The sequence below is a fragment of the Actinomadura roseirufa genome, assembly GCF_900659635.1.
Taxonomy (GTDB): Bacteria; Actinomycetota; Actinomycetes; order Streptosporangiales; family Streptosporangiaceae; genus Spirillospora; species Spirillospora roseirufa.
On sequence record NZ_CAACVB010000097.1, the window covers coordinates 1 to 17,497 of the forward strand.

16 protein-coding genes are annotated in these 17,497 nt (G+C 74.5%); 5 read left to right on the forward strand and 11 right to left on the reverse strand.

What is annotated here, in order from left to right; all coding sequences use genetic code 11:
• Positions 1 to 64: 64 nt before the first annotated feature.
• From cydD to E1291_RS20890, 3 genes are read right to left on the reverse strand one after another with little or no spacing between them, the layout of a single operon-like run.
• Positions 65 to 2,065, reverse strand: a complete 2,001-nt coding sequence (gene cydD / locus E1291_RS20880) for a thiol reductant ABC exporter subunit CydD (protein WP_242614275.1) — start codon at positions 2,063 to 2,065, stop codon at positions 65 to 67.
• Positions 2,066 to 2,123: 58 nt separating this feature from the next.
• On the reverse strand, positions 2,124 to 2,882 hold the full coding sequence (locus E1291_RS20885) for a cytochrome d ubiquinol oxidase subunit II (protein WP_131739524.1): 759 nt from the start codon (positions 2,880 to 2,882) through the stop codon (positions 2,124 to 2,126).
• Positions 2,883 to 2,920: 38 nt separating this feature from the next.
• Positions 2,921 to 4,165, reverse strand: coding sequence for a cytochrome ubiquinol oxidase subunit I (locus E1291_RS20890; protein ID WP_131739525.1), 1,245 nt, complete (start codon positions 4,163 to 4,165; stop codon positions 2,921 to 2,923).
• 250 nt (positions 4,166 to 4,415) lie between these two features.
• On the opposite strand from E1291_RS20890, the gene E1291_RS20895 reads away from it, so the two are divergent.
• From E1291_RS20895 to E1291_RS20910, 4 genes are all read left to right on the forward strand, one after another.
• The gene (locus E1291_RS20895) at positions 4,416 to 5,117 is read left to right on the forward strand and encodes a winged helix-turn-helix domain-containing protein (protein WP_165495219.1); all 702 of its coding nucleotides are present in this window, start codon (positions 4,416 to 4,418) and stop codon (positions 5,115 to 5,117) included.
• Complete coding sequence (locus E1291_RS20900) at positions 5,117 to 6,283, forward strand: MFS transporter (protein WP_131739527.1); 1,167 nt, start codon at positions 5,117 to 5,119, stop codon at positions 6,281 to 6,283. The genes E1291_RS20895 and E1291_RS20900 overlap by 1 nt, the downstream gene beginning before the upstream one ends.
• A gap of 262 nt (positions 6,284 to 6,545) precedes the next feature.
• Positions 6,546 to 6,734 (forward strand): hypothetical protein, encoded by a 189-nt coding sequence (locus tag E1291_RS43330; RefSeq protein ID WP_207400847.1) that lies wholly within the window; start codon positions 6,546 to 6,548, stop codon positions 6,732 to 6,734.
• A gap of 40 nt (positions 6,735 to 6,774) precedes the next feature.
• Complete coding sequence (locus E1291_RS20910; RefSeq protein ID WP_131739528.1) at positions 6,775 to 7,269, forward strand: FBP domain-containing protein; 495 nt, start codon at positions 6,775 to 6,777, stop codon at positions 7,267 to 7,269.
• Positions 7,270 to 7,374: 105 nt separating this feature from the next.
• Here E1291_RS20910 and E1291_RS20915 read toward each other — a convergent pair whose 3' ends face one another.
• The 4 genes from E1291_RS20915 to E1291_RS20930 all read right to left on the reverse strand — a co-directional run bounded on the left by E1291_RS20915 (position 7,375) and on the right by E1291_RS20930 (position 12,159).
• Positions 7,375 to 8,202: a GNAT family N-acetyltransferase gene (locus tag E1291_RS20915; protein ID WP_442316390.1), complete on the reverse strand. Its 828-nt coding sequence runs from the start codon at positions 8,200 to 8,202 to the stop codon at positions 7,375 to 7,377.
• 336 nt (positions 8,203 to 8,538) lie between these two features.
• The gene (locus E1291_RS20920; protein ID WP_131739530.1) at positions 8,539 to 9,852 is read right to left on the reverse strand and encodes a cytochrome P450; all 1,314 of its coding nucleotides are present in this window, start codon (positions 9,850 to 9,852) and stop codon (positions 8,539 to 8,541) included.
• 1,015 nt (positions 9,853 to 10,867) lie between these two features.
• Positions 10,868 to 11,596, reverse strand: coding sequence for a DUF72 domain-containing protein (locus E1291_RS20925; protein ID WP_131739531.1), 729 nt, complete (start codon positions 11,594 to 11,596; stop codon positions 10,868 to 10,870).
• Between the two features lie 110 nt (positions 11,597 to 11,706).
• A complete protein-coding gene (locus E1291_RS20930) occupies positions 11,707 to 12,159 on the reverse strand; it encodes a hypothetical protein (RefSeq protein ID WP_131739532.1) in 453 nt (150 codons plus the stop codon).
• A gap of 67 nt (positions 12,160 to 12,226) precedes the next feature.
• Between E1291_RS20930 and E1291_RS20935 the strand changes: the two genes are divergently transcribed.
• Complete coding sequence (locus tag E1291_RS20935) at positions 12,227 to 13,372, forward strand: tyrosine-type recombinase/integrase (protein ID WP_131739533.1); 1,146 nt, start codon at positions 12,227 to 12,229, stop codon at positions 13,370 to 13,372.
• Positions 13,373 to 13,473: 101 nt separating this feature from the next.
• On the opposite strand, the gene E1291_RS20940 is transcribed toward E1291_RS20935, so the two are convergent.
• The 4 genes from E1291_RS20940 to E1291_RS20955 all read right to left on the reverse strand — a co-directional run bounded on the left by E1291_RS20940 (position 13,474) and on the right by E1291_RS20955 (position 17,411).
• A complete protein-coding gene (locus E1291_RS20940; protein ID WP_131739534.1) occupies positions 13,474 to 14,115 on the reverse strand; it encodes an HAD family hydrolase in 642 nt (213 codons plus the stop codon).
• A gap of 55 nt (positions 14,116 to 14,170) precedes the next feature.
• Complete coding sequence (locus E1291_RS20945; protein ID WP_131739535.1) at positions 14,171 to 14,644, reverse strand: DUF1707 SHOCT-like domain-containing protein; 474 nt, start codon at positions 14,642 to 14,644, stop codon at positions 14,171 to 14,173.
• Positions 14,645 to 14,856: 212 nt separating this feature from the next.
• Positions 14,857 to 15,534 (reverse strand): response regulator, encoded by a 678-nt coding sequence (locus E1291_RS20950; protein ID WP_131739536.1) that lies wholly within the window; start codon positions 15,532 to 15,534, stop codon positions 14,857 to 14,859.
• On the reverse strand, positions 15,531 to 17,411 hold the full coding sequence (locus E1291_RS20955; RefSeq protein WP_207400848.1) for a sensor histidine kinase: 1,881 nt from the start codon (positions 17,409 to 17,411) through the stop codon (positions 15,531 to 15,533). The genes E1291_RS20950 and E1291_RS20955 overlap by 4 nt, the downstream gene beginning before the upstream one ends.
• Between the last annotated feature and the right edge of the window lie 86 nt (positions 17,412 to 17,497).

Consider the following 17,497-nt stretch of genomic DNA (forward strand, 5'->3'; position numbering starts at 1 on the left):
AGCCGCCCGGCGTGCGGGCGCACCGCGCCCAGCACCGCCGCCAGCTCGGTCCTCCGCTCGGTCTTCACGCCGCCACCCCCGGGCGCCCGCCCCCACCGGCCGGTCCACCGGGCGTCCCGCCGCCGGCGGCGCCGTCCTGCCCGGTCGCGGAGGCCGGTCCGCCGGTTTCCGCACCGGTCTGTGCGGTGAGGCTCGCCTCATCGGCCGCGCGGGGCGGGACATGTGCGCGGGCGCCGTCATCCGCGGTGTCGTGACGGGGGCAGGCGTCACCACCTGCCGTCGCGCCGGAGGCGTCGCTGCCGCCGGTGTTCCCGCTGGTCGGCGCCGTTCCCGGTATCGCCGGGCGCGGGTCCCGGCCTCCTGGGCCGGTGTCCGGGACGGGGGAGAGGCGGCCGTTCTCCAGGCGGACGATCCGGTCCGCCGCGGCGGCCAGCGCCGGGCGGTGCGCCACGATCACCGCGGTGCGGCCCCGCAGCAGCCCCCGCGCCGCGGCCAGCAACAGCCGCTCGCTGCGCAGGTCCAGCCGCGCGGTCGGCTCGTCCAGCAGCAGCACGGGCCCGGCCGACAGGTAGGCGCGGGCGACCGCCAGCCGCTGCCGCTGCCCCGCCGACAGCCCCGCGCCGCCCTCGCCCAGCACCGTTTCGTACCCGTGCGGCAGCTCCTCGACGAACTCGGCGGCGCCCGCGGCGCGGGCGGCGGCAGCGACCCGGTCGGCGTCCGCGCCGGGGTCACCGAGCCGGATGTTGTCGGCGACGCTCGCCGCGAACAGGTGCGGCCGCTGCGGCACCCAGCCCAGCCGCGACCGCCAGGCCGCCAGGTCCAGGCGGGCCAGGTCCACGCCGTCGACCAGCACCCGGCCCGAGTCGGGCGACACCAGGCCCAGCAGCACCAGAAGCAGCGTCGACTTGCCCGCCCCGGACGGCCCGGTCACCGCGACCCGCTCACCCGCCGCGACCCGCAGCGACACCCCGTCGAGCGCCGCCTCGCGGGCCCCGGGGTAGCGGACCGTGACGTCCTCCAGGACGATCTCCGGGGCGGTGCCGCCGGGCGCCGCCGTCCCTCCGGCCGGGCCGGGCGCGGCGTCCAGCGCGGCGAACGCCTCCCGCGCCGCCGCGACGCCCTCGGCGGCGGCGTGGAACCGCGAGCCCAGCACCCGCAGCGGCAGATACGCCTCCGGGGTGAGGACCAGCACCAGCAGCCCCGTCCGCAGCGCCATGCCGCCCTCCAGCAGCCGCAGCCCGACCGGGACCGCCACCAGCGCCACCGACAGCGCGCACACCAGCTCCAGCACCAGCGCCGACAGGAACGCCACCCGCAGCGCCCGGCCCGTCGCGCGGCGGTGCTCGCCGGCCAGCTCCCGCACCACCCGCGACTGGTGCCCGGTGCGGCCGAACGCCCGCAGCGTCGGCAGGCCCGCCAGGACGTCGCGGAAGTGGCCGCCGAGCCGGTGCAGCAGCCCCCACTGGCGTTCGGTCAGCGCCGCGGTGCGTAGGCCCACCAGCGCGCCGAACACCGGCAGCAGCGGCAGCGTCACCGCCACCACCAGCGCCGACGTCCAGTCCGCCGCCGCCAGCCGCGCCAGCACCACCACGGGGACGACGCACGCCGCCAGCAGCTGGGGCACGTATCCGGCCAGGAACGGGTCGAGGGCGTCAAGGCCGCGGGTCAGCAACGTCACCCGCGCACCGGCCGCCTCCCGCACACCCCCGCCCACGCTCGGGGCGGTGCCGGGGGAGGCGCCGGTGTCCGGGTCGCCGTGCGGGTCGCCTACGGCAGGGCGGGGGAGCGCGGTGGACGGCGCGGCCAGCAGCGCGCCGCGCAGGTCCCGTTTCACCGCCGCCGCGGCACGCCCCGCCACCAGCGACACCGTCCACGCCAGCGCCGCACGGCCCGCGACCGCCGCCGCCAGCCACGGCAGCGGCCCCGCCGACATTCCCGCCACGGCCGCCACCAGCAGATCCGCCTGGACGACCAGCAGCACGCCCTGTCCCGCCGCCAGCACGCCCAGCGCCACCGGCACCCGCCGCGGCATCCGGCGCAGCAGCCGCCGCTCCACCGCCTTCACGCGACCGCCCTCACGACCGCCGCCACCCTGACCGCCGCCACCGCCCGGCCACCCCGCGCTACAGGTAGGAGGGCGACTCGACCCGCCCCCGGAACGTCCACCACACCAGGCCCTGCGCGGCCATCAGCAGCGGCAGCACCGCCGCCGTCGTCACCGCCGTCATCGACAGCGCCGACCCCTCCGCCGCCGCGTCCGACCACGACAGCCCCGAACCCGCCGCGACCGCCACGGCCACCAGCACCGCGCCCGACACCGCGTACCGGACCGGAACCCGCGCCGCGCGCGCCGCCAGGTCCTCGGGCAGCCGCCACCGCGCGAACCCCGCGCCGTGCCAGGCGAACAGCGCCGCCAGCGGCAGCCCCAGCACCGTCCCGGCGTTCAGGCCCGTCCCGCCCGACATCGCCGACACCAGCAGCGAGCCCAGCACCGACGCCCACGCCAGCGCCAGCGCCCAGCTGCCCGCCACGATCGCGCCGTCGCACCAGCCCCGCCACCGCGGCGCGTCGACGCGCCCGCGCAGCCACAGCCCCATGTCCCGCATGACCCACCCCGCCAGCAACATCACCACCAGCGGATACAGGCCCTCGATCAGCGTGTGCTCCAGCCCCGGGAACGCGCCCGCCACGATCCCCGCCGCCGACACCAGCCACACCTCATTGCCCAGGAAGAACGGCGCGAACGAGGCGATCACCAGCCGCCGCTCGTCCTGATCGCGGCCCAGCCACGGCAGCAGCATCCCCACCCCGATGTCGGCGCCGGCCAGCACCAGGTACCCGGCGGTGAACACCGCCAGCATCACCACCGCGAGAAACTCCATCATCGGCTCCCGTCACAGCCCTCGGAATCGTCGAACGCTCAGAACGTCGGCGTCATCACCGGCGCCGGAGCCGACGCCGCGCCGGCGCCCAGCCCCGGCTCCTGCGGGCCGCGCCGCGCGAACCGCGCCAGCAGCCACACGTTCACGCAGGTCAGCACCGCGAACAGCGTCGTGAACAGCAGGAACGACGCCGTGATCGTCCCCGTGCCGGTGTCCGACAGCGCGTCGCGGGTCTTCAGCACCCCGTACACCATCCACGGCTGCCGGCCCACCTCGCGGAACACCCACCCCGCGATCATCGCCACGTACGGCAGCGGCAGCGCCACGATCATCGTGACGTGGAACACCCGGCCGCGTTCCAGCCACCGCCGGAACGGGAACATCACCAGCGCCACGACCGCGACCGTCACCATCAGCAGCCACATCAGCATCATCACCCCGGCGGCCACCTGCGCCAGCCCCGGCGCCCTGTAGTGGTCGGGCCCGAACCGCGCCGTGAAGTCCGCCTCGGCCGCCGCCGCCTTCGCGCCCCCGCCCGACTTGGTCGGCTGGAGGTAGCCGAACTGCGCGGCGCCCAGCATCACCACCGGCATCACCGCCAGGATCACCGTGAGCAGGCCCGTCCGCATCGACTTGCGGAACAGCTCCACCTCGGCGGTGCGGCGGCGCAGGTGGTGGCCGCTCACCGCCGCCAGGAAGAACCCCGCCGTCAGCAGCCCCCCGAACAGCACGTGCCCGAACGCCAGCAACGCCGTCGGGTTGCCCAGCAGCGCGCCCACGTCGGTCAGCCGCGCGTGCCCGTCGCGCATCTCATAGCCGACGGGACGCTGCAGCCACCCGTTGGCGACCAGCACGAAGTACGCCGACAGGTACGCCGTCAGCGTCACCACCCAGATCAGCGTCAGGTGCAGCCACCGGTTCAGCCGCTCCCACCCGAAGATCCACAGGCCGAGGAACGTCGACTCCACGAAGAACGCCACGACGGTCTCCAGCGCCAGCGGCGCCCCGAACACCCCGCCGACCGTCCGCGACATGCCCGCCCAGTTCAACCCGAACTGGAACTCCATCACCAGGCCCGTGACGATGCCGACCGCGTAGTTCACCACGTACAGCTGGCCCCAGAACCGCGTCATCCGCGCGTGGACGGCCTCACCCGAGATCGTCGCGCGGGTCTGCATCAGCGCCACCAGCGTCGCCAGCCCCAGCGTCAGCGCCACGAACAGGAAGTGCGTGCCTGCCGTCAGCGCGAACTGCACCCGCGCCAGCATGAGCGGGTCACCCATCTGCACACACTCCACAAAAGTCGCTCGATCGGGACCGTACGATCCTCGGCCCGCGGGCCCCCGCGGCGAATCGGGCGCGGGTGCCCAACCGCGCTGCGCCTTTGGCGTACCGGCCCGGCGGCGCCTACACCCCCAGATGTACGCCCCGCCCGCCGCTACCGCGGTGGTCCTACCGCACCGGTGCCACAGATCGAAAGAGTCTTTCGAACGCCTCTTTCAAAAGAGCCCTTCCAGGCTTAGGGTCGGCGCCATGGACGACACCGACGACACCGACGCCGCCGCCGAGCGCGGACGGCCCCGCCACCTGACCGACCCCCGCGAACTGCGCGTCCTGGCCCACCCCCTGCGCCTGCGGATCCTGCAGGTCCTCTACGAACTGGGCTCGGCCACCGCCACCACCGTCGCCGAGCACGTCGGCGAGAGCCCCGCCAGCTGCTCCTGGCACCTGCGGCAGCTGGCCAAGCACGGCTTCGCCGAGGAGACCGGCCCGCGCCAGGGCCGCCGGCGCCCCTGGCGGCCCGCCGGCCGCCCCCTCTACTGGGGCGACAGCGGCGAGACCGGCCCGGTCGCCGCCGCCAGCGACGACCTCAGCGCCCTGTTCATGGAACAGGAGTTCGGCCGCCTGCGCGGCTGGCAGGCCTGGCGCCGCACCGACCCGCCCACCTGGCAGGACGCCGCCGGGTTCGGCCAGACCACCGTCTGGGCGACCGCCGCCGAACTCGCCGAGCTCAACCGGGACCTCGAGCGGATCCGCGACCGCTACCGCGACCGCCGCCTCGACCCCGCGCGACGCCCACCCGGCAGCCGCCAGATCACCCTGTTCACCTCCGCCGTCCCCACCGACCCCGCACCCCCGCACGAGCACCGGCCCGCCGAACCACCCGAACCCGGGGGACCGGAACAGGCGGGGGAGTCCCCGGACCCGCCGCCCGGCCCCGCGAGCGGCACCTGATGCGGCTACTGTGGCGCGACCGCGACCTGCGCCTGCTCACCCTCGGCCTCACCGCCGGCATGGCCGGCGACTCGATCATGCTGCTGGCCCTGGCGATCTGGGCCAAGACCCTCACCGGATCCGACGCCGCCGCCGGCCTGGTGCTGCTGTGCCTGGCCGCCCCCTGCGCCGCCGCGCCCCTGGCCGGGCGGCTCCTGGACCACGGCTCCCGCCGCCGCGTCCTGATCGCCGCCAACCTCGCCTCCGCGCTGATCCTCCTGCCGCTGCTGACCGTCCACGACCCCGCCGACACCTGGATCCTCTACGCCGTCGCCGCCCAGTACGGCGCGCTCCTGGCCGTCGGCGCCGCCGCGCTCAACGGACTGCTCGGGCAGCTACTGGACGAACGGCACCTCGCCACCGCCAATGGCGGCCTGCAGACCATCAAGGAGGGACTCAGGATCGCCGGGCCCCTGACCGGCGCCGCGCTGTTCGCCGCCGCCGGAGGCGCCGCCGCGGCCCTGGCCGACGCGGCGACCTTCCTCATCGCCGCCGCCTGCGTCGCCGCGATCCGCCCGCCCGAGCCGGCGACCCCGACACCTCCCGCCCGTCCGGCCGGCGCTTCGCGGGCCCGCGCCGGCCGGACGTGGCGGGCCGAGACCTCCGCCGGCGTCCGCCATCTCATGGACGACCCGGCCCTGCGCCGCGTCACCACCGCCTCCGCCCTCGCCTGGCTCGCCCTCGGACTCGGCGAACCGGTGTCCTTCGCCGTCGTCGACCGGGGCCTGCACCGCCCCGCCGCGTTCATCGGCGTCCTGGCCTGCGCCCAGGGAGTGGCGCCATCGCCGGCGGCCTCGCCGCCGCCCCCGCCATCACCCGCGCCGGGGAGATCGCCGCGACCGCGTGCGGCCTGGCCGCCTTCGGCGCGGGCACGGCCCTGTGCGCCGCGACCACCCCGCACCAGGCCGCACTGCCCGCCGTCCTCACCGGAAAGACCGTCGCCGGCGCGGGCTTCGCCCTCTCCGCCGTCGGCACCGTCACCCTCCTGCAGCGCAGGACGCCCGGCCACCTCCTCGGCCGCGCCACCGCCGCCACCGAGACCTTCACCAGCGGACCCCAGACCCTCTCCCTGCTGGGCGGCGCCGCCCTCATCACCGCCGTCGACCACCGCGTCCTGCTGGCGCTGATCACCACCGGCATGCTCGCCGCCGCCCTGCACCTCTGGCGGCACCGCACCCTCACCGCCCCCACCCGCTGACAACGCCCCCCACGGCTCGCCGCCCGGGGGGCCACCGGGCGTTTCCGGATGCCCGGCCGACCCGCGCGGCGACCGCGCCGCCGGACGACCGGCGCGCATGGTTCCTGGAGAACTCCCGCAGCTTCTGGCGCCCGCTGCTGCTGCGCCGCGACGGCACGCGCCTGCACGCCGGCCGCTTCACGGTCGGCTGCGTGCTCGAGGAACAGGCGGACGCCACTCCCTGGGGCGGCCAAGACCCGCCGCCCGGCGTCCCGGTCATCGATCACGAGTCGGCGTTCGAATCCGGGCCGGCCCTCATCCTCGACGGCCTGGAACAACGCGTCGAGGACGCCGGTGACGCGCCAAGACGCCGCACACCCACGGACCGTCACCCAGCCTAGATGTATTGAGAATTTGCCTAATGCTTATAGGATCGTGGGCATGAGACCGGTCACCGAGCGAGACGTCCGCGCATCGTTCGTCAACGTCACCAGAGGACAGGCCCAGCGACTGGCCATGCCCCGCGACCTGGACGCCCGCCCCTGGCCCGACCTGGACTTCCTCGGCTGGCGCGACCCGGCGGCACCGCAACGCGCCTACCTGGTCACCGAAACCGGCGACGAACTGACCGGCGTCGCGCTGCGCCTGGGCGCCCCCCGCCCCGGCCACATGCGGCGCAGCATGTGCTCACTGTGCCTGACCACCCACACCGGCGACGGCGTCACCCTCTTGAGCGCACGCAGAGCCGGACGCGACGGCCACCACGGCAACTCCGTCGGCGCCTACCTCTGCACCGACCTGGCCTGCTCCCTCTACCTGCGCGGCAAGAAGCACGCCGGGCCCGGCGGCCGGCTCCAGGAGACCCTCACCCTGGACGAGCTGATCACACGGACCACCGCCAACCTGACAGCCTTCCTCGCCAAAGTCACCGGCTGACCCGCCCCCCTCAGCCCCACACCGCGCGCCGCCGGACCGGACGTCTCACCGGCGACGACACCCGACGGCCCCAACAGCGACCGGGGGAGGGGAGCGGCGACCAGATCACCCCACCGCGACCCGGTAGTGATAGGCGCACATCTCCCGGAAACCCGCCCGCCCGTACAGCCCGAGAGCGGGACCGTTGCCCCGCTCCACCTGCAAATACATGCGATCGGCGCCCTGCCCGGCCGCCCATCCCGCCAATGCCCCCAGCACTCCGCGCGCCACGCCCTTCCCACGCGCCCGGGGAAGCGTCGCCATGCCGAACACACCCGCCCACCCCGCGTCGGCGACGGCACGGCCGACCGCCACGACCTCGTCACCGTCCACGACGCAAGCGAAGGCCGACGGACGCCCCACGCGGGCGAGCATCTCCCACTCCGAACGGCGATCACCAATGCCGTGCACGGCCCACCACGCCCGAAACCACGCCTCCGTCGGACGGTCCCGCACCCGGACCTCCACCGGACACGCCCCGGCCCCCTCCAGCACCCGCCCGGTCGGCGCCCCCTGCAGCGACATCAAACCCTCACGGCGATAACCCCGCTCCGCCAGCGCCGAGTCCAGCCCGTCCGGACACGCACCCGGACTGATCTGGAACCGCACCGTGGCGCCCCACCCGGAATAGGACTCCTCCACCTCGGTGACTCTGCCGACCAACCCGCCCGGCCCTACGCCACCATGAGGGAGCACCGCCCCCGCCCACCAGGAACAACCCGGCGCATACCGCAGCCACCACCCACCGGCCCTGGTCACACGCTCCGCCGGAAGCGCACGCGCCGCCCTCTCCTGAACGCCCCGCACCACGTCCGGGCCGCTCGACCCTCCAACCGTCGCCACCGCCCACCTCCACCACGCCCGGCCCGACCCGAACGTCCCGCCGACTCTCACAGACCCTGCTCCACACGGCTCAGCCCCGGCGCGAGCCGGCCCGGCCCGGCCCGGCCCGGCGCCGCACCGAAGATCACCGCGTCCAGAGTTGCCTGCCCGAGACCTGGACGGCCCAGGCGACCGGCGCCCCCTATGGGCGGATCCGCCTCACCGTCGGACGCACGCCCCCCCGACCCGGCCGTCCACCGGCACCGCCACCCCCGCCGCCCAACGGCCGCCGCCGCGTTCACCGGTCGCACGGCGGGGGGAACGGCGGGGGAGAGGTGACCAGGCCGTTCAACTAAGAGAGCACCGCGACCCCGCGAGGCCACTGGTCGTCCACGGCCGGCGACTCGCCTAGCGCCTGCTCACGACGAAACTCGACCGGTCCCGCTGGTGGAGCGTCAGCCCGAGACTCGGCCGAGCCGACGGCGTTCCCTGAATCTCCAGGCGGTACCGGCTCATGATCGCAGCGATGATCATCTGTACTTCGGCCAGGAAGAAGGGCTTGCCCACGCACGCGTGCACCCCTCCGCCGAAGGTGAGATAGGAGAAGGTGGGCCGCTCCGCCGCGCCGCGCTCGTGCCGGGACGGATCGAACTCCAGCGGCCTGTCCCAGACCTCCGGAAGCCGGTTGGTGAGGTAGGGGCTCATGACGATCAGGTTGCCGCCCCGGACCCGCACGCCCCCGATGACGTCGTCCTCGACGATCTTGCGGGGCAGCATCCAGCCCGGCGGGAACAGGCGCAGCATCTCCAGCGCGGTGTTGCGCGCGTAGGTCAGCTCGGACAGATGGGCCCCGGTGAGCGGCCCGTCGCCGACGACGCGGTCGACCTCCTCCTGGAGCGCCTCCCTGATCTCGGGGTTGTGAAGCAGGACCGTCCAGAGGAGAGTCATCGCGGGCCCGGTCGTCTCCGTGCCCCCCACGAACATGGCGACCATCCCGTCGCGCAGCTCCTGCTGGGTGAGGGGCTTCCCGTCGGGCATCTGGACCTCCAGCAGCCGCGACACGATGTCCAGGCCCTGCGGGCCCGTGCGCTGGGCCTCGCGGACGAGCGGGAACACCAGGCCGTCGATGTTCCGCACCGCACGGCGGAGCCTCCCGTCGCCGGGGAACGGCACCGAGTTGGGGACCAAGGGGAACATCAGCCGTGGGTGCATCGCATTCGACGCCGCCATCAGGTTCTCGCCGAAGTAGTCGGCCTGCTCGTTGGTGATCCTGTCGCCGAGCAGCACCTTGGTGATGATCCGGTGGATGAGGCGGGCCATCTCGGTGGCCGCGTCGAGGGGCTCACCCGCCGCGCCGCGCGCGGCCATCTCGTCGACCGCCGTCGTGACGGTGATGGCCATCTGGTCGGCGAAGGCCCGGATGCTCTTGCCCGACGCGATCCGCGCGAACACCTCGCGCTTGGTCCACCATCGTTCGTCGCTGGTGTTGCCCAGCAGCCTGCTGAGCGGCTGCCACAGCCACCCCCCGCGCACGTAGTTCTGCTTGTTGTCGATGAGCATGTGTTCGAGGTCGGCCGGCCTGGTCACCAGCCAGGGGCGCATGCCGCCGAAGTTCAGCCGCACCACGTCGCCGCCGGACATGACACCGATCCGGTCGACCGCCTCCAGTGGGTCGCGCAGCAGCACTGGGGCGATCTTGCGGAAGGGAATCGTTCGAGACAAGGGAAAGCCTCCTCCTCCCGGGCCCCGCTCGCAGGGCACGGGAACCAGAAACGAAACGTCCGTTTGATCTGGACAGCCCCAAATATCCCGTGGACCGTGTCAAAGAACGAGATACCGGAGGGTTAGATGGATCATTCGTGGTGGCTGTCCGCACGCGGATTCTGCCCGATCAAGACGCCCGGACATGATCCAGGTTCACTCGCGGGGGAGAGGCCGAACCTCCGGACGGGCCGGGTGACCTGCCCGTATGGCTCGCGGGTCACCTCCGATATTCGATCTCCCGGCATAGCTCGTGCTCAGGCCCGCCCGACGGGTCTCGTAAGGACGCCTTGGGCAAACCCGCCAGAGAACTATGGCGGCCTGGCGTGTTTCGGGAAGGCGAGACCGCCGCAGCAGGTGGCGGGGGCCCGTCCCCGCAGTGGCGGTCGTGGTCGAACGGACAGAGGGACGCGGCCGGCGAATGGCCCGCTGTAAAGCTCACCGGGTGTTGACGCGCGGGCGGTGAGGGTGCTGCGGCCACCTACCGGGCCACACCTTAGAGGTGGGGGGCCGCGCTAGACCACGCCGGAAGAGCTACTTAACATAATGTACATTATCGACCATCGACGAGACGGGGACGAGAAGAGGCTGAACTGGGACTTTGTGCCCCGTCGGTGTGCATGCGCGCCCGGTGCGCCTTCGCGGGTTCAGGGGTTCGCGCTGCGCCATCGGACGCCTCGATGTGAGGCTCCGGGCTCGCGCGGTGCGTCGCGGCTCTGTCGTTGCGGACGGGTTGGTGCTCGACTGCGGCCCGCATCTATCCGAGGCCGCCGCAATGATCTTGCGGGGCTCGTGGATCATGGCGGACTTCCCCGGTGTTCCGTCGGCGCTCTGTCGTTTCCCCGACCTGAACTGAGCTTTTGTCGTAAAGGGCCAGGTGGGGCGGCTGATTGATGGGACTTGCTCGCGGTGCGCGGGCCGGGAGGGGTGGCGGGCGATGGTCGTCTAACCGAACAGAAGCGGGATTCTGTCTGGTTTAAGAAGTTTGTACCTGTTTGTCGCTTTGTGTGAGTTCGGCGAACCGGAGGGCGTTGCGGACGGCCGCGCCACCGGGGTCGTTGTTGAAATAGACGTAGACGTCCCCCGGACCCGCCAGGCGCCGTGCCCAGCTGCCCAGCGCGCGGTCGCCGTAGGACGGCCACGGGGCGGCCGCCCCCTCGTGGAAGCGCATGTACCGCCAGTCCGCCGTGCGCCACAGCGGCGTCAGCGGACGGCCGAGACGGTCGGCCCAGCACAGGGCCGCGCCGTGCCGCTCCAAGACCTCGCGCACCTCCCCCGTCCACCACGAGGGATGCCGGGGCTCCACCGCGACCCGCACCTGCGGGGGAAAGCATCCCAGGCAGGCGTCCAAACGGCCGGGCTCGGCGCGCAGGGTCGGCGGCAGCTGCAGCAGGACGGGACCGAGCTTGGCGCCCAGGCCGTCCGCCGCCGCCATGAGACGCGCGACCGGCTCCCCGGGGTCGCGGAGCCGCTTCATGTGGGTGAGGTAGCGGCTGGCCTTCACCGCCATGACGAACCCCGGCGGGCAGGTCTCGCGCCACCGCTCGAACGTCTCGCGGGCGGGCAGCCGGTAGAAGGCGTTATTGTTCTCGACGGTGCCGAAGACCTCGCCGTAACGCCGCAGCCATTCGCGCTGCGGCAGGCCGGGCGGGTACAGGACCGTGCGCCAGTCCGCGTACTGCCATCCCGAAGTGCCGATCAGCACCGCCGCTCCCCTCCCCCGCCGGACATGCCGCCCTCGTCCTACCCGCGTGACGCCGACGACGCCGCCGAGGTGAGCGGCGACCTTGCGTGGGGGGCCTAAGGATCGGTCGGTCAGTGGCGGTGGGGTTCCAGGGCGCGCATGTAGTCGACGAGGCGGACGCCGATGTCAAAGGGGACGTCGGTGTCGTCCAGGTCCGGGTCGGGCCAGGTCTCGGAGACGCGGCGCCAGGTGTCGCGGCCGAGGAAGGGGCCCGTGGCGGGCTCGTCGCCGAGAGCGGGGCGCCAGGCCGGCTCGGCGGCCAGGAGGCGGGCGAGGGCGGTGTCGTTGTCGCCCTCCGCGCGGTGCTCGGCGTGATAGCCGATCTCCAGGGCCCGTTCGCGGGCGCCGGGGGCGATGTCGGCGGGGATGATCTGGGCCTCGTAGTGCTCGGGGTGCGGGTCGGGGTCGCCGAACCACGCCTTGAGGCCGTTGTGGCGCACGCGCAGGTGCAGCCGCCCGAGCCCGGGCGGGGCCGATCCCCGGACGATCTCGGCGACCTGGTCGAAGAGCTCCCAGTCCGTCACCGGTCCGATCTTATGGGGTTCGGGGTCGTGACGGGTTCTGTCGGTGGCGGGCGGTAGCGTCGCGCGGGTGCGTCCCACCGATGTCGAGCGTCTGACGGTCGCCGAGACCGTCGACCGTTATGCCGCGATGGTCCGGGCCAAGTGCGCGATGGGGGCGCTGGCCCCCGGTACGGCGGAGGTGTACGCGCGGGACGTGGTGACCTTCGCGGAACTGGCCGGCGCGGACCGCGTGCTGGACGACCTGACCGGCGAGGACGTCGACGAGGTGCTGCTGAGGTTCGCGCGCAAGCCCGACGGGCGGCGCGCCCGTTCCGGGGCCGGCGGGCAGCGGGCGGGGGCGGGCGAAGGTGAGGCGGCGTCCTCCCCCAACGCGTCCTCCCCTATCGCGCCATCGCAGAGCGCGGCGTCGCAGGCGCGGTTCCGGCGGTCGGTGTCGGCGTTCTTCCAGTACGCGGTGCCCGCGGGGTGGGTGCAGCTGAACCCGATGCAGGCGGTGACGCTGCGGCCCAGGCACCGGGGCGGGCTGCGGGCGCAGCGGCGGGCGCTGACCGCCGAGCAGGCGGAGGGCCTGCTGGGCGCGGCGCGGGGGCTGGTGGACGCGGCGCCGGCCGCGGCCGGGCGGTCCGATCAGCGCACCGAGCTGCGGGACGGGCTGATCGTGCTGCTGCTCGCGGCGGTGGGACCGCGGGTGTCGGAGCTGACCCGGGCCGACGGGGAGCACTTCTTCGTCAACGCCGGGACGCGGTACTGGCGGATCTTCGGTAAGGGCGGGCGGACGCGGGACGTGCCGCTCCCCCGCCCGGTCGCCGACGTGCTGGACGCCTACCTGCGGGAGGGGCGCCCGCTGCTGGACCGGGGACGCGAGCCCAGGGCGCTGCTGCTGTCGTGGCGGGGCCGGCGGCTGGCGCGCGGCGACGTGCAGGCGGTGATCGACCGGGTGCAGGCTCGGGTGGAGCCCGAGCGGCGGCGGGCGGTCACCCCGCACGGGTTGCGGCACACCACCGCCACGCATCTGCTCGCGGCGGCGACGGACATGGACGCGGTGCGCCGCGTGCTCGGTCACGCGGACCTGTCGACGCTGGGCCGCTATCGGGACGAGCTTCCGGGTGAGCTGGAGGCGGCGATGCGGGTGCACCCGCTGCTGGGCGCGGTGCGGGATGTCGCCGAGGAGGCGCCGGGCGGGCCCGGTGTGCAGGCCGGTGACGGTGCGTGAGGCGCTGACGGTGGGGCGCTGACGGAGGGCGGGCCGCGCTCCGCCGCCGTCCCGCGCGGGTGGCCGGCGGATCAGTGGCGGGTGTCTCAGTGGCGGGTGTGTCAGGTGGTGGGGAGCAGGGTGCGGGCCAGGGCGTAGGCCTCGGCGAGGTCGCCGCCCCGGTAGTCCACGGCGGCGATGCCGGCCAGGTGGTGGTCGGCGTTGACGGCGACGGTGTGGGGCAGGTGGCGGAACAGCGGCGCGTCCGACATCGAGTCCCCGTAGGCGACGCATCGCGCCCGGGGCAGGCCGTGGCGGGCGCGCAGGTCGTCGGCGATGCGGACCTTGTCGGCGGGGGTGAGCACCCCGGCCGGGTCGAGCGGCGCGGTGAAGGGCAGGGGCGGGAAACGGGAGGCCGCGACATCGTCGAAGCCGAGGTCGAGCAGGTGGCGGGCGAAGAAGTCCGGCGACATGGTGATGACGGCGGAGTGCTCGCCGCGGGCGCGGATGTCGGCGCAGACGTCGGCGATGCCGGTCAGCCAGGGACCGGCGGCATAGGCGTCGGCGACGACCGCCGGGGTCAGATGGTGCCAGAGGCGGTGGATCTCGGCGGAGAACCCGCGGGTGTCGAGGGTGCCCGCGGCGAAGCGGGCCTCGAGCGCGTGGAGTTCGGGAAGGGTGCCGAGGTGGCGGGCGACCTCGAGGTTGGCGGTGGACCCGGTCAGCAGGGTGCCGTCCATGTCGAAGATGTGCAGGTACGTCACAAGATCTTGAGTGTGGCCGACGGGCGGGCGGGCACGCGAGCGGGTTTCGGGCGGGTCAGCGGCCGGTGCGCTCGGGCCGGATGGCGTGGGCGACGAGCACGGCGGCCCAGATGGCGAGGGGCACGACGGGCCAGAAGAACGTCCAGTGGCCGGCGTGGAGTGCGCCGGCGGCCCAGATGGCCGACATGATGACGGCGCCGCCGCCCCAGTGGCCCCACTCGCCGTACCATTCGCGGCGGTCGGCGTCGGCCCGGGCGGCGCGGCGGGCGGTGTCGGCGCGGTCGAGGGCGGCGCGGGAGACGGGCAGGTCTGCGGTGAGGCGGGCCAGGTCGTCGCGGGTGGTGGCGGTCAGGGCGAGGCCGAGGCGGCGGGCGTGCTCGGCGGCGTCGAGGGCGCCCTCGGTGAGGGCGTCGGCGAGGGCCTGGACCGCGGCGTCCCGGTCGCGGTCGTCCGCGCGGACCCCACCGGACGGCGCGAGCGTCGGCGCGGCTGATGGTGGCTGCGGAGTGGTGGCGGTGCGCGGTTGCATGGTGCTTCCCCCGGGGTGCGTGCTGGGTCTCCAGCCTGACGCGGGCCCGTGGCGTTCTCCTCCTGCGCGGTGACGAACCGCGCGTACCTCGTTCGCAGGATCCTGCTCGGGCGGCCGGTCCTGGCGGAGGTGGCCGCTGGGCAGGACGACCGGGAAGGCAGGGGCACGGCAGGCGCAGAACCGAGGCACGAGCGGGGCGTCAGGGGTGCCGGTCAGGAGGAGCGGGAGGTGTCGGCGATCCCGTCGACCAGACCGGCCTCATAGGCGATCACGGCCGCCTGGACGCGGTTGCGGACCTCCAGCCGCGTCAGGATCGCGCTCACGTACGCCTTCACCGTGCCCTCCACCACGTGCAGCCGCGCGGCGATCTCGGCGTTGGACAGGCCCGACCCCAGCAGGGCCAGTACCTGCCGTTCCCGCGGCGTGAGGCCGGCGGTGCGGCGCCGCGCGGCCGCGCCGCCCGACATCCGTCCCCCGCTCAGCTCGGTGATCACCCGGTGCGCGACCTTCGGTGACAGGTACGCCGCGCCGTCGGCGACGGCGCGTACCCCCGCCAGCAGTTCCAGCGGGTCCCCCGACTTCAGCAGGAATCCGCTGGCGCCCGATGACAGGGCTCGCGCGATGTACTCGTCCTCGCCGAACGTCGTCAGCATCATCACCGCGGTGTCCGGGGCGACTCGCCGCAGTTCCGCCGCGGCGCCGAGGCCGTCCAGCCGCGGCATGCGGATGTCCAGCAGCGTCACGTCGGGGCGCAGCCCGAGCGTCAGCTCGATCGCCTCCCGGCCGTCGGCGGCCTCGGCGACCACTTCGATCTGCGGGTCGGCGGACAGGATCGCCCGCACTCCCGCCCGGATCATCGCCTCGTCGTCGGCGAGCAGTACCCGGATCACTCCCCGTCCTTCCCGCTCGTGCCGGAGGTCCCGGTGCGGTAGACGCCCTTGGCGGCCAGCCGGCCGTCGCGGAAGCACAGCCGGTAGACCTCGCCGGTGCCCAGCAGGTTCGCGTTCGGATGGTAGTAGCGGCAGTCCGCGCCGCGGGGTTCGGGATGCCGGTCGCGGACGTCGTCGACGCCGATCACCTCCATCGGCGGCAGCACCCGTTCCACCTCCGGCTGGGCGTCGCCGACGCGGAGCGCGGCGTAGTCGCCGGGTTTCAGCACCGAGTTGAGCGTCACGTAGCCGAAGTAGCCGATCATCACCGCCGCCAGCACCGTGATCAGTCCCGCCGGGACGGCGACCGCGATGATCAGTCCGCGGCGGACCTGGCGGCGTTCGCGGGCCAGATGCCGGGCCGACTCCGAGGCCCACTCCCCCGGTTCGCCGTCCTCGCCGGGACGGCCGGGCGCGCCTGGGGCCGGTGGTCCGGCGGCGGCGTTCGGCGCCGAGGCCGTGGCGGGCAGTTCGGCGGCGACCTCGAACCCGCCCGCGGTGGTCGGCCCGGCGCGCAGGGTGCCCCCGGCCAGGCGGACCCGCTCGGCCAGCCCCGTCAGGCCGCGTCCGCCTCCGGCGGGCAGCAGCGGCGGGCCCGCCGGGGGCGCCTGGTTCACGACCGTTACGACGATCACCCCGCCGCGTCCCTCGTCGCCGCCGTCTTCCCCGGTTCCGGGGTCGCCGGGCGTGCCGCGGCGCGCCAGGGTCACCGTGACGGCGGCGCCTGGAGCGTGCTTGGCCGCGTTGGTGATCGCCTCCTGGGCCACCCGGTGCGCGGCCAGGCTCACCATGGACCCCGCCTCCCCGGCCAGCTCCGCCGCCACCCGCGCCGCGCGCTCCCCGGCGGAGTCCGCCGACGGGTCCCCCGGAAAGCCGTCCGCGGGGTCGTCCACGAGGTGGACGGGGACGCCCGACGCGCGGGCCCGGTCCACCAGCTCGGCGATGCTCTCGCGCGCCGGGCGGATCCGCGCGCCGCGGCCGTCGCGCTCACCCGTGCCGGCGTCCTCCCGCAGCACCCCGATGATCTCCCGGAGGTGCTCGGTGGCCTCGGCCGCCCCGGCGCGCAGTTCCCTGGCCGCCTGCCGGTGCCGTTCGCCGAGCCCCGCCGACACCTGCAGCGCCCCGGCCCGCACCGCGATCAGCGCCAGCTCGTGCCCCAGGGAGTCGTGCATGTCCTGGGCGATGCGGGCGCGCTCGCGCAGCCGCTCCTGCTCGGCGATGATGCGCTGCTCGCGCTCCAGCCGGTCCGCGCGCTCCCACCCGGCGCGCAGCAGCTCCTGGTACTGCTGCCAGTAACGGCCCACCAGCCACGGCAGGACGCCCAGCAGCACCAGCCAGATCGACAGCGGGAACCAGGCCGTCACGTCGTCGCCGCGGGCCAGGTTCAGCACCGAACCCGCCACGAACACCGTGGTGAACCACCACAGCACCGGACGCGTCCGCGCCGTCCGCAGCCCCGTCAGGTAGGACAGGAACGGCATGCCGAACGCGAAGTTGCCGTCGGCGGAGGTCAGCCCGATCACGACCACCAGCGCCGCCAGTGGCCATGTCCGGTTCACCGCGATCGCCGCGGCGAGCACCGCCAGTCCCGCCAGTGCCGCCCACCAGTGCGCCGAGGCCGCTCTGACCGGCACCAGCGGCCCGGCCAGGACCGGGAACGCCAGGACGCAGAACAGCACCACGTCCTTGACGACCTTGGACCGCGACGGCCGCCGCACGGCCTCCCGCAGCCGCCCGGGCCGGGCGTTGAGCAGCGCGCTCCGCGCCGTCGTGCGCACCGTCGTGCGCGTCGCCGCCCAGGCGGCGGTCCCCGTGTCACGGGCCGTCCTCGACCGCACTCCCCTGCCTCCCGCACCACCCGAAGTCCCGGTCGCGGCCCTGGTCGCCGTCGAGGCGCCCCCGCCACGGTCACCGTCTGCCGAAC

What these genes read in the sequence shown, in the direction of transcription:
- E1291_RS20885 (WP_131739524.1), bottom strand. Translation starts at nt 2,882, where the DNA reads ATGGAGTTTCTCGCGGTGGTGATGCTGGCGGTGTTCACCGCCGGGTAC.
- E1291_RS20890 (WP_131739525.1), bottom strand. Translation starts at nt 4,165, where the DNA reads ATGGGTGACCCGCTCATGCTGGCGCGGGTGCAGTTCGCGCTGACGGCA.
- E1291_RS20895 (WP_165495219.1), top strand. Translation starts at nt 4,416, where the DNA reads ATGGACGACACCGACGACACCGACGCCGCCGCCGAGCGCGGACGGCCC.
- E1291_RS20900 (WP_131739527.1), top strand. Translation starts at nt 5,117, where the DNA reads ATGCGGCTACTGTGGCGCGACCGCGACCTGCGCCTGCTCACCCTCGGC.
- E1291_RS20910 (WP_131739528.1), top strand. Translation starts at nt 6,775, where the DNA reads ATGAGACCGGTCACCGAGCGAGACGTCCGCGCATCGTTCGTCAACGTC.
- E1291_RS20945 (WP_131739535.1), bottom strand. Translation starts at nt 14,644, where the DNA reads ATGCAACCGCGCACCGCCACCACTCCGCAGCCACCATCAGCCGCGCCG.